This is a genomic window from Streptomyces sp. NPDC051976 (assembly GCF_040680795.1).
In the GTDB taxonomy this organism is placed as follows: Bacteria; Actinomycetota; Actinomycetes; order Streptomycetales; family Streptomycetaceae; genus Actinacidiphila.
In genome coordinates this window covers 1-9,709 of the sequence record NZ_JBFAXL010000119.1, presented here as the reverse complement: position 1 = coordinate 9,709, position 9,709 = coordinate 1, and the positions used below count along the sequence as shown (strand labels likewise).

Annotated in this window: 9 protein-coding genes and 2 pseudogenes; 3 read left to right on the top strand and 8 right to left on the bottom strand. The window is 73.0% G+C overall.

What is annotated here, in order from left to right:
• Both AB0M29_RS44485 and AB0M29_RS44480 read right to left on the bottom strand, forming a co-directional pair.
• A pseudogene (locus AB0M29_RS44485) lies at window positions 1-173 on the bottom strand (dehypoxanthine futalosine cyclase); the annotation flags it as partial.
• A 78-nt stretch (window positions 174-251) separates the two neighbouring features.
• Window positions 252-1,118: a menaquinone biosynthesis protein gene (locus tag AB0M29_RS44480; RefSeq protein ID WP_365393440.1), complete on the bottom strand. Its 867-nt coding sequence runs from the start codon at window positions 1,116-1,118 to the stop codon at window positions 252-254.
• 277 nt (window positions 1,119-1,395) lie between these two features.
• On the opposite strand from AB0M29_RS44480, the gene AB0M29_RS44475 reads away from it, so the two are divergent.
• Window positions 1,396-1,599 carry a cold-shock protein gene (locus AB0M29_RS44475; protein WP_033177709.1) on the top strand — a complete coding sequence of 68 codons (204 nt, stop codon included), beginning with the start codon at window positions 1,396-1,398 and terminating at the stop codon, window positions 1,597-1,599.
• 126 nt (window positions 1,600-1,725) lie between these two features.
• Here the strand turns inward: AB0M29_RS44475 and AB0M29_RS44470 are convergent, their stop codons facing one another.
• Together AB0M29_RS44470 and AB0M29_RS44465 are read right to left on the bottom strand one after the other, a co-directional pair.
• Window positions 1,726-3,600: an AMP-dependent synthetase/ligase gene (locus tag AB0M29_RS44470; RefSeq protein WP_365393437.1), complete on the bottom strand. Its 1,875-nt coding sequence runs from the start codon at window positions 3,598-3,600 to the stop codon at window positions 1,726-1,728.
• Between the two features lie 309 nt (window positions 3,601-3,909).
• Window positions 3,910-5,190 carry an acetyl-CoA C-acetyltransferase gene (locus AB0M29_RS44465; RefSeq protein ID WP_365393434.1) on the bottom strand — a complete coding sequence of 427 codons (1,281 nt, stop codon included), beginning with the start codon at window positions 5,188-5,190 and terminating at the stop codon, window positions 3,910-3,912.
• A gap of 107 nt (window positions 5,191-5,297) precedes the next feature.
• Between AB0M29_RS44465 and AB0M29_RS44460 the strand changes: the two genes are divergently transcribed.
• On the top strand, window positions 5,298-6,569 hold the full coding sequence (locus AB0M29_RS44460) for a 3-oxoacyl-ACP reductase (protein WP_365393431.1): 1,272 nt from the start codon (window positions 5,298-5,300) through the stop codon (window positions 6,567-6,569).
• Between the two features lie 2 nt (window positions 6,570-6,571).
• Complete coding sequence (locus tag AB0M29_RS44455) at window positions 6,572-7,471, top strand: MaoC/PaaZ C-terminal domain-containing protein (RefSeq protein WP_365393429.1); 900 nt, start codon at window positions 6,572-6,574, stop codon at window positions 7,469-7,471.
• On the opposite strand, the gene AB0M29_RS44450 is transcribed toward AB0M29_RS44455, so the two are convergent.
• The 4 genes and pseudogenes from AB0M29_RS44450 to AB0M29_RS44435 form a co-directional block, all read right to left on the bottom strand.
• Complete coding sequence (locus AB0M29_RS44450; RefSeq protein WP_365393442.1) at window positions 7,451-8,074, bottom strand: TetR/AcrR family transcriptional regulator; 624 nt, start codon at window positions 8,072-8,074, stop codon at window positions 7,451-7,453. The genes AB0M29_RS44455 and AB0M29_RS44450 overlap by 21 nt on opposite strands.
• A 265-nt stretch (window positions 8,075-8,339) precedes the next feature.
• The gene (locus tag AB0M29_RS44445; protein ID WP_365393426.1) at window positions 8,340-8,672 is read right to left on the bottom strand and encodes a DUF4229 domain-containing protein; all 333 of its coding nucleotides are present in this window, start codon (window positions 8,670-8,672) and stop codon (window positions 8,340-8,342) included.
• A gap of 86 nt (window positions 8,673-8,758) precedes the next feature.
• Complete coding sequence (locus AB0M29_RS44440) at window positions 8,759-9,280, bottom strand: GNAT family N-acetyltransferase (protein WP_365393423.1); 522 nt, start codon at window positions 9,278-9,280, stop codon at window positions 8,759-8,761.
• 57 nt (window positions 9,281-9,337) lie between these two features.
• Window positions 9,338-9,709, bottom strand: a pseudogene (locus AB0M29_RS44435) (aminofutalosine synthase MqnE); the annotation flags it as partial.

Sequence of the window (9,709 nt, the reverse complement as noted above, 5' to 3'; positions counted from 1 at the left end):
TACGTGGCGATGTGCTCGGTGCCCGCGTACCGGCGCCGGCGCACCGCGTCGGCCGCCGCACCCAACGCGTGCAGAGGCGCCGACCGGTACAGATCGAGCGCCTCCTCCGGAGTGATCCGCCCACCGTCGGCGGCACGGGCGAGGACGGCTGCGGAATCGCTCACCGGGGTCACCGGGAAGTCCCTTCGGAGGGGGCGGACGGACCAACCCAGCGTACGCCAGGGCCTCGACGGTCCCGGGGTCAGGCGTGGTCAGACAAGGCGGCCGGGAAGCAGCTCCACCCGGGCCGCGGGAGGGAAGCCGACGCGGCGGGCGAACTCGCCGATGCCCGCGAGCTGTTCGGGGCCGAGGGAGAAGTCGAGGGTGGTGAAGTAGCGGCGCAGCAGGTCCGCGTCGAAGGACTCCCAGCGGGCCGCCTGCTCCGCGACCTTGTGCACCTCCTCCAGCGAGAGGTCGCGCGAGGCGAGGAAGGCCCGGTGCACGTCGTGCACCGCCTCGGGCTGCGCCTCGTAGAAGTCGCGGCGGGCGGCCCACACGGCGAAGACGAACGGCAGCCCCGTCCAGTCCTTCCACATCTGGCCGAGGTCGTGGACGGTCAGGCCCAGCCGAGGCGCCTCGTGCAGCGAGGCGCGCAGCGCGGCGTCGCCGATGAGGACGGCCGCCTGCGCCTCCTGCATCATCAGCGCGAGGTCCGGCGGGCAGCGGAAGTAGTCGGGCGTGACCCCGTACTGCTCGCTCAGCAGCAGTTCGGCCAGCCGGACCGAGGTGCGGCTGGTGGAGCCGAGCGCGACCCGCTCGCCGTGCAGCCGGTCCAGCGGGAGCTGGCTGACGATCACGCACGACATCACGGGGCCGTCGCAGCCGACCGCGATGTCGGGGAGCGCGACAAGCTGGTCGGCGTGGCGCAGGTACTCCATAAGGGTGATCGGGCCGATGTCCAGGTCGCCCTCGACGAGCTGGGTGCTGAGCTTCTCCGGCGTGTCCTTGGTCAGCTCCAGATCGAGCAGCGCCCCTGTTCTGGCCAGGCCCCAGTAGAGGGGGACGCAGTTCAGGAACTGGATGTGGCCGACCCTGGGGCGGGTCCGGCCGGTTTCGGCGTCACGCGCAGTTTTGTCCACATGGCGGACGCTACTCCTGCCCTCCACGGGGCCCGCGCAGGGGGCCGCGCGGGTGCGCCGCGGGAGGTCAGAAGGGGGATGCCACGACCCGAAAAGACGGATCTTGAGACTCTTCCCCGCCCAAGACCCTGCGTGCTACGCTCATCGCAAGTTGCAGTTTGGTTTCCCTTGCAGTACAGAGCCTGCGGAGCATGTAACCCGCAGGCTTTTGTAGTTTTCAGACTTCGCAGTTGCAGGTTCTGGAGCAGGGCAACCCTTTGGGCCCAAGGAGGGCTTTATGGCTACCGGAACCGTGAAGTGGTTCAACGCTGAAAAGGGCTTCGGCTTCATCGCCCAGGACGGCGGCGGCCCGGATGTCTTCGTTCACTACTCCGCGATCAACGCCTCCGGCTTCCGCTCCCTCGAGGAGAACCAGCCGGTGACCTTCGACGTCACGCAGGGCCCGAAGGGTCCGCAGGCGGAGAACGTCACCCCGAACTAGTCCTTCACGGACCAGCTCAAGGGTGGACAGATCAATCGCCCGAACCTGCAGTACCAAGGGGCCCCGCACCTGTGCGGGGCCCCTGCCTCTTTTTCCGGGCTTCACCGACTTCCGGCCTTTACGGGCCTAGCGGCGCCTGCGGTACAGCTCCTCCACATCCTTGGCGAAGTCCCTGGCGACCGCCGCCCGCTTCAGCTTCATCGACGGGGTGAGATGCCCGGCCTCCTCGGTGAAGCCCACCGGCAGCACCCGGAACTTCCGGATCGACTCGGCCTGGGAGACCGTCGAGTTGGCGTCGTCCACCGCCTTCTGCAGCTCGGCCAGCAGCTCCGGGTCCTCGGTCAGCTGGGCGGGCCGCAGTCCCTCCTTGTGGTGCATGCGCTGCCAGTGGGTGAGGCCGTCCTCCTCCAGGGTGATCAGCGCGCTGACGAACGGCCGGTTCTCGCCGATCACCATGCACTGGCCGACCAGCGGATGGGCCCGCAACCGGTCCTCCAGCGGGGCCGGGGCCACGTTCTTGCCGCCCGCGGTGATGATGATCTCCTTCTTGCGGCCGGTGATGGTCAGATAGCCGTCGCCGTCGAGCTCGCCGATGTCCCCGGTGGGGAACCAGCCGCCCACCGAGGGCACGCCCTGGGCGGAGTTCCAGTACCCGGCGAAGATCTGGCCGCCGCGCAGCAGCACCTCGCCGTCCGGCGCGATCCGTACCGCCGTGCCCGGCAGCGGCCAGCCGACCGTGCCGAGCCGGGGGCGCAGCGGCGGGGTGACGGTGGCCGCGGCGGTGGTCTCGGTCAGGCCGTACCCCTCGAAGACCAGGACGCCTGCGCCCGCGTAGAAGGCGGCGAGGCGCTTGCCCAGCGGTGAGCCGCCGCAGATCGCGTACTTCACCTTGCCGCCCAGCGCGGCCCGGATCCGCCGGTAGACCAGCGGGTCGTAGAGCGCGTGCGCCAGCCGCAGCCCGAGCGAGGGGCCGCGCCCGGTGCCGACCTGGCGGGCCACCACCGCCTCGCCGTACCGCTGGGCGATCTTCGCCGCCCGGTCGAAGGAGGCGGCGCGGCCGATCTTCTCCGCGGTGGCCCGGCCGGTGTTGTAGACCTTCTCCAGCACGTACGGGATCGCCAGCAGGAAGGTCGGCCGGAAACCGGCGAGGTCGGCGAGGAGGTCCTCGGTGGCGATGCTCGGCGCGTGCCCCAGCCTGACCCGCGCCCGCAGGCAGCCCACCGCGACCATCCGCCCGAAGACATGGGAGAGCGGCAGGAACAGCAGCGTCGAGGCGGGCTCGTCGCTCACCGACTTGAACACCGGGTGCAGCAGCTCGGTGGCGTTGTCCACCTCGGCGAAGAAGTTGCCGTGGGTCAGCACACAGCCCTTGGGGCGGCCGGTGGTGCCCGAGGTGTAGATGAGGGTGGCGACCGAGTCCGGGCCGAGGTTGCCCCGCCGCCCCTCGACCAGCGCGTCGGGCAGCGTACGGCCCTGCGCGGCGAGCTGGCCGACGGCGCCCGCGTCGAGCTGCCACAGATGGCGCAGCCCTGGCAGTCCGGCGCGCCCGGCGCTGACCAGCCGCGTCTGGTCCACGCTCTCCACCACGCACGCCGCGGCGCCGGAGTCCTCCAGGATCCATTCCGTCTGCGACGCCGAGGACGTCGGGTAGATCGGCACGGTGATCAGCCCGGCCGCCCACCCCGCGAAGTCCATCAGCGTCCACTCGTAACTCGTCCTCGCCATGATGGCCAGTCGCTCGCCCGGCTTCAGTCCGGCCGCGATCAGCCCCTTCGCGACCGTCACCACCTCCTGGCGGAACTCCGCCGCGGTCACGTCATGCCACTGGCCTCCCGCGTCCTTCCGGCTCAGCAGCGCCTCCCCCGGCGCCTCCGCCGCGTTCACGAACGGGATGTCCGCCAAGCTCCCTTTGGCGGGAGGCACCAACGGCGGCACCGCGGCCTGCACGACGCGCGTGCCCTCGCTGAGCAGTTCCGGTTCCCCGGTGGTCGTTATCGCCATGCGTCCGGCTCCAGACGTGGATGAGGGTACGTACAAGGAGTGCCTGCGCCCCGTCAGGGGCGCGGGGAACTGCGCCTCGCGCGGCGCCCGCGGAAGACCTGCGCCCCGTCAGGGGCGCGGGGAACTGCGCGACCAGCCACCGCGTGGCTGCAGGTCACCACCGGCCCCAGAGGGGCAGATCGGTTGTTCTCGGACCACCGGCCGGTGGGGGCGGGCCGCGCAGTTCCCCGCGCCCCTTCGGGGCACTTCCGGTGCGGCCGGGAGCGCCACGGCACCCGCAATGGGGCACCGCACACCGCGAGGTGACCGTCATGGGTGTTCCAGGATGGCGGTGACGCCCTGGCCGCCCGCGGCGCAGAGGGAGATGAGGCCGCGGCCGGGGCGGCCCCGGTCGGCGAGGAGTCGCGAAAGGGTCGCCACGATCCGCGCGCCGGTGGCGGCGAAGGGGTGGCCGGTGGCGAGCGAGGACCCGGCGGTGTTGAGGCGGGAGCGGTCGACGGAACCGAGGGGCCCGTCGAGACCGAGCCGCCCTACGCAGTAGGACGTGTCCTCCCACGCGGCAAGCGTGGCCAGCACCTGGGAGGCGAACGCCTCGTGGATCTCGAAGAGATCGAAGTCGGCGAGGGTGAGCCCGGCACGGGCCAGCATGCGGGGCACGGCGTAGGCGGGCGCCATCAAGAGCCCTTCGTCGCCGCTCACGTAGTCGACGGCGGCGGTCTCGTAGCCGGTGAGGAACGCCAGCGGGGTCAGCCCGCGCTCGCGGGCCCACTCCTCGGTGGCGAGGAGGACGACGGCGGCGCCGTCGGTGAGCGGGGTGGAGTTGCCCGCCGTCATGGTCCCGTCGGCGCCGCCGTACACCGGCTTGAGCCGGGCCAGCGCCTCGGGCGTGGAGTCGGGGCGGAGGTTCTGGTCGCGGTCGAGGCCGCGGTAGGGGGTGACGAGCGGAGCGAAGAAGCCGCGGTCGTAGGCGGCGGCGAGCCGCTGGTGGCTGGTGGCGGCCAGTTCGTCCTGTGCCTGCCGGGTGATGCCCCAGCGTTCGGCGGTCAGCGCCGCGTGCTCGCCCATGGACAGGCCGGTGCGCGGCTCCGCGTTGCGCGGGATGTCGGGCGCGAGGTGCCGCGGCCGTACGGCGGAGAGCGCGCGGGCCCGGCCGCCGGCCGACTTCGCCCGCCGCGCGGCCAGCAGGATGCGCCGCAGTTCATCGTTGACGCCGAGCGGCGCGTCGCTGGTGGTGTCGGCGCCGCCCGCGATGCCGCAGTCGATCACGCCGAGGGCGATCTTGGCGGCGACCGCGAAGACCGCATGCAGCCCGGTGCCGCACGCCTGCTGGATGTCGTACGCGGGTGTGTCCGGGTGGAGGACGCTGCCGAGCACCGTCTCGCGGGCGAGGTTGAAGTCCCTGGCGTGCTTGAGCACGGCGCCCGCCGCGAACTCGCCGACCCGCTGGCCGGCCAGCCCCGTACGGTCGGCGAGGCCGTCGAGCGCGGCGGTGAGCATGTCCTGGTTGGAGGCGGTGGCGTAGGGGCCGTCGGAGCGGGCGAAGGGGATCCGGTTGCCCGCGACGACGGCGACACGGCGGACGGTCTGCATGCGGCCTCCCAAGCTCACCGGGGCGTTCCCCGGGGCTCATTGCTGGATTGGTGACTCACCAGTAGCCTTACCGCCGGTAAACTTACTGCAGAGTAAGGAGAAGGCCAATGGCCGATCGCTACCTTCACCTCCCCGGCACAGCGCCCGGCCGTTTCCTCACCCGCCGTCTCGGGCTGCCCCGGCCCACCCCGCTGCGGCGCTGGTCGGCCGACAGCCCCGAACTCGACGGCCCCGTCATCCGGTTGACCGCGGGCGACGCCGCCCCCGCCGGGAACACCGGCTACGCGGGCGTCGTCGTGGACGCCACGGCCGTCACCGACCCGGTGGCGCCCGGCCCGACCGGACTCGGCGCGGTGCACGCCACTCTGCAGCCACTCGTACGGTCACTGGCCCCGTGCGGGCGGATCGTCGTCCTGGGCGCGCGGATCGACCCGGGCGACCCGCACCAGGCCGCCGCCCAGCAGGCGCTGGAGGGCCTGACCCGCTCGCTGGCCAAGGAGATCGGCCGGGGCGCGACCGTCCAGCTGCTGCGGCTGGCGCCCGGAGCCGCCGCCGACTCCACCCTCGGCTTCCTGCTCTCGCCCCGGTCCGCGTACGTCAGCGGCCAGGTCATCGAGGTCGGCACCGCCCCCGACCTGCCCGTCGGGCTGCCCGGGCCGCGCACCGCGCTGGTCACCGGCGCCGCCCGCGGCATCGGCGAACAGGTCGCCGCCACCCTGGCCCGCGACGGCGCGCACGTGGTCTGCCTGGACGTGCCGCAGGCCGCGGACGCGCTGGCCGCCGTCGCCACCCGGCTCGGCGGCACCGCGCTGGCCCTCGACATCACCGCCCCCGACGCGGCCGAGCGGATCGCCGCCGCCGTGCCCGGCGGGCTCGACGCGCTGGTCCACAACGCGGGCATCACCCGCGACCGCAGGCTCGCCAACATGCCCGCGGACCGCTGGGCACCGGTGCTCGACGTCAACCTCGGCAGCGTGCTGCGCACCACCGGCCATCTGCTCAAGTGCGGCGCGGTCAACGACCACGGCCGGATCGTCGCCACCTCGTCCATCAGCGGGATCGCGGGCAACGCCGGGCAGACCAACTACGCGGCGTCCAAGGCCGGGATCATCGGCTTCGTCCGCGCGCTGGCCGCCGACTCCGGCGTACGCGACCGGGGCATCACGGTCAACGCGGTGGCGCCCGGCTTCATCGAGACGCAGATGACGGCGGCCGTCCCGCTGTTCGTCCGCGAGGCGGGCCGGCGGCTGAACTCGCTGGGCCAGGGCGGGCTGCCGGCGGATGTGGCCGAGACCGTGGCCTGGCTGGCCGCCGCGGGTTCCGGCGGCGTCACCGGGCAGGTCGTTCGGGTCTGCGGCCAGTCGCTGCTGGGGGCCTGACCGTGCCGCTTCTCGTCACTCTCGGCCGGGGCGTCCTCACCGGCGTCGGCAAGCGCCCGTCCCCCGCCGCCGCGCTGCCCCCGGTACGGCTGACCCGGCCGGATGTGACGGTCGACCCCGACCGGCTGGCGGCCTACGCCAGGGTCTGCGGCCACCCGGCCGCCGGACCGCTGCCGCTCACCTACCCGCACATCCTGGGCTTCCCGCTCACCGCCCGGATCATGGCCGCGCGCACCTTCCCGCTGCCGCTGCTCGGACTGGTGCACACCTCGATCGACATCGTGGCGCACCACCGGCTGACCGCCGGCGACCGCCCCGAACTCGCCGCCTACGCCGCCGGGCTGCGGCCGCACCCGCGGGGCACGGAGGTCGTGATGATCATCGAGGCCCGCCTCGACGGGAAGCTCGCCTGGACCGACCGCAGCACCTACCTCGCCCGCCACGCGCCGCGGACCGGACCGGTGTCCGAGGCCGGGCCCGTATCCGCGAGCGAGCCCGCGTCCGAGGCCGAGCCCGTATCCGCGAGCGGGCCCGTATCCGCGAACCGCTCGGGGCCGTCACCCGCCTCCGGTCCGCTGCCGCGGGTCGCCGAGTGGGCGCTGCCCGCGGATCTGGGGCGCCGTCATGCCCGGGTGTCCGGCGACTACAACCCGATCCACCTCTACCCGCTGACCGCCCGTCCGCTCGGCTTCCCGCGCGCCATCGCCCACGGCATGTGGACGGTGGCCCGGTGCGCCGCCGAGTCCCCGGCCGCCACCCGGATCAGCGCCGTGTTCCACAAGCCGATCCTGCTCCCGGCCACCGTCGGCTACGGGGCCGCGGGCGACCGCTTCGAGGTGCGGTCGGGCGACCGGCTCCATGTGTCGGGCGCGGTCGGCGGTTCAGGAACGGTCGCCCGCTGACGCCCGGGCCCGGGTCCGTGACGGCTCCCAGGGGCGGCCGTTCATCAGGTTGTCCAGGCCCGCCCAGGCGAAGTTCATGAGGGTGGCCGCGCTGTCCTTGCCGGAGTGGCCGAGCCGGCCGCCGCCCCAGCCCGCCAGTGACTCCGCGGCGCCGACCAGGGCGTGTGCCAGCGGTGCCACCTCGCGGGCGGCCAGCTCCTCCGGGCAGTCGGCCCGCCGCGCGGCGGCCGCGATCAGCTCGGTCACGAAGAGCACCATCTCCTCGCGCATCGCGGCGACCTCGTCCGCGAACGGCTCACCCATGGTCCGCGCCTGGCTGTAGAGCATCGTCCAGCCGTCCGGATTCGCCGCGGTGTGCTCGAAGAAGCCGAGCAGCCCGCTCCACAGCTGCCGGTCGGCGGGCGCGCCGCGCTCCACCGCCGCCTGCACCGCCGCCTTGAGCGCGGTCGCCTCGCGCCGGATGCACGCGCTGAACAGGTCGTCCTTGGAGTGCAGATACAGATACACCAGTGGTTTGCTGACCCCCGCGGCCTCGGCGATATCGTCCATCGACGCCGCCCGGTACCCCCGCCGCGCGAACGTCGTCACCGCGGCGTCGAGCATCTGCTGCTCCCTGACCGCACGCGGGACCCGCTTGCTCTGTACTCCCACCCGCCCCACCTCTCCCCTTGTGTTACCCCGCCGCAAGCCTACGGGGTGGCGCCAGAGGGCCTGGGGCGTTCCGGCCGCACGCGTTCCGCTCGCGCGCGGCACCACGCCGTACCCCGCGACACGCACAACGCCCCGCCGGGGAACGGCTGTTCCCGGGCGGGGCGTGCGTGTGGTCGGGGGTGGCACCGGTGGGTCGGCGCCTGCCGGACGGCGTGCGTCAGGCGGTGTGGGGCTCGCCCTCGCGGCCCGCGCTCTCGCGGCTCGCGTCCTCGCGCTCGGCGTCGTCCGCGGCGTCCTCGGCGCCCGCGTTCGCGGCGAAGTTCAGCCGCGCGCGGTCGACCCGCTGGGACACCTGGACGGCCGCCTGCTCGCGCGGTCCGCGCAGCAGGACGAAGCTCAGCGGCGCCGAGACGATCAGCGCGAGCAGGGCCACCCACAGGTAGTTCGAGTCGCCGAGCCCGGAGGGCAGGGCGTGCAGCCGGACCAGACCCCAGATGACGCCGAAGCAGGCGACGATGAGGCCGAAGCGCAGTGCGGTGTAACGGAACATGCCTCCAGTGAAGCACGCCGCGAAAACGATCATTCCACCAGGCTCGGCCGCGCGGCGCGACAGCGCCGTTCAGGGGGCCGCCGCCGTCAGAGTGACAGCAGCATGACGATGTCGTCGCGGTCGTCGCCGGGGGCTACGCGGATCGCCCCGGGGATGCGGCCGACCTCCTTGTACCCGCAGCCGCCGTAGAAGTCGTCGACGCCGGTGCCGCCGCGGCAGGTCAGCCGGATCGCCTCGACGCCGTGGAAGCCACGGGCGGCCTCCTCGACGGCGGCCATCAGGCTGCGGCCGTACCCCTTGCCCTGGTGGCCGGGGTGGACCATGACCGTGTAGAGCCAGAGCCAGTGCGTCATCAGCCGGTGGCTGTTGTACGCCAGGAACGCGGTGGCAGCGATCCGGCCGTCGTCGTCCCGGCCTATGAGCAGCCGCCGCTCCCCCGCCTCGACGGCGGCGAGCGAGCGCTCCAGGTCGGGGCGGATGTCCTCGGGGACCACCGGCGGCACGAAACCGACGGCACCGCCCGCGTTGGACACGTCCGTCCAGAGCGCGAGGATGCCGTCGAACAGCTCGTCGTCGATCACCGGATCCAGCTCGCAGGTAAGGGTCATGAATAAAGACTAGCCATTACCGCCGCTCCCATGCCCCACCGCACGCTGTCTCCCGCGTCACACCCGCATGGGCTGCGGCGACTCCCGGCGCTCGCCGTCCGGGCCCGGGTACTCGCGGATGATCTCGTAACGGGTGTTGCGCTCCACCGGGCGGAAGCCCGCGTCGCGGATCAGGTCGAGGATGTCGTCCCTGGTCAGCTTGTTCGGGGTGCCGTAGTCGTCCGCGTCGTGGGTGATCTTGTACTCCACGACCGAGCCGTCCATGTCGTCGGCGCCGTGGTTGAGCGCCAGCTGCGCGGTCGACAGACCGTGCATGACCCAGAACACCTTCACATGCGGCACGTTGTCGAACAGCAGCCGCGAGACCGCGAAGGTCTTCAGCGCCTCCGCACCCGTCGCCATCGTGGTCCGCGCCTGCAGGGTGTTGCG

Excerpts from the sequence above, each read along its gene's own strand:
- AB0M29_RS44475 (WP_033177709.1), top strand. The coding sequence starts at position 1,396 with ATGGCTACCGGAACCGTGAAGTGGTTCAACGCTGAAAAGGGCTTCGGC.
- AB0M29_RS44470 (WP_365393437.1), bottom strand. The coding sequence starts at position 3,600 with ATGGCGATAACGACCACCGGGGAACCGGAACTGCTCAGCGAGGGCACG.
- AB0M29_RS44465 (WP_365393434.1), bottom strand. The coding sequence starts at position 5,190 with ATGCAGACCGTCCGCCGTGTCGCCGTCGTCGCGGGCAACCGGATCCCC.
- AB0M29_RS44460 (WP_365393431.1), top strand. The coding sequence starts at position 5,298 with ATGGCCGATCGCTACCTTCACCTCCCCGGCACAGCGCCCGGCCGTTTC.
- AB0M29_RS44450 (WP_365393442.1), bottom strand. The coding sequence starts at position 8,074 with ATGCTCGACGCCGCGGTGACGACGTTCGCGCGGCGGGGGTACCGGGCG.
- AB0M29_RS44445 (WP_365393426.1), bottom strand. The coding sequence starts at position 8,672 with ATGTTCCGTTACACCGCACTGCGCTTCGGCCTCATCGTCGCCTGCTTC.
- AB0M29_RS44440 (WP_365393423.1), bottom strand. The coding sequence starts at position 9,280 with ATGACCCTTACCTGCGAGCTGGATCCGGTGATCGACGACGAGCTGTTC.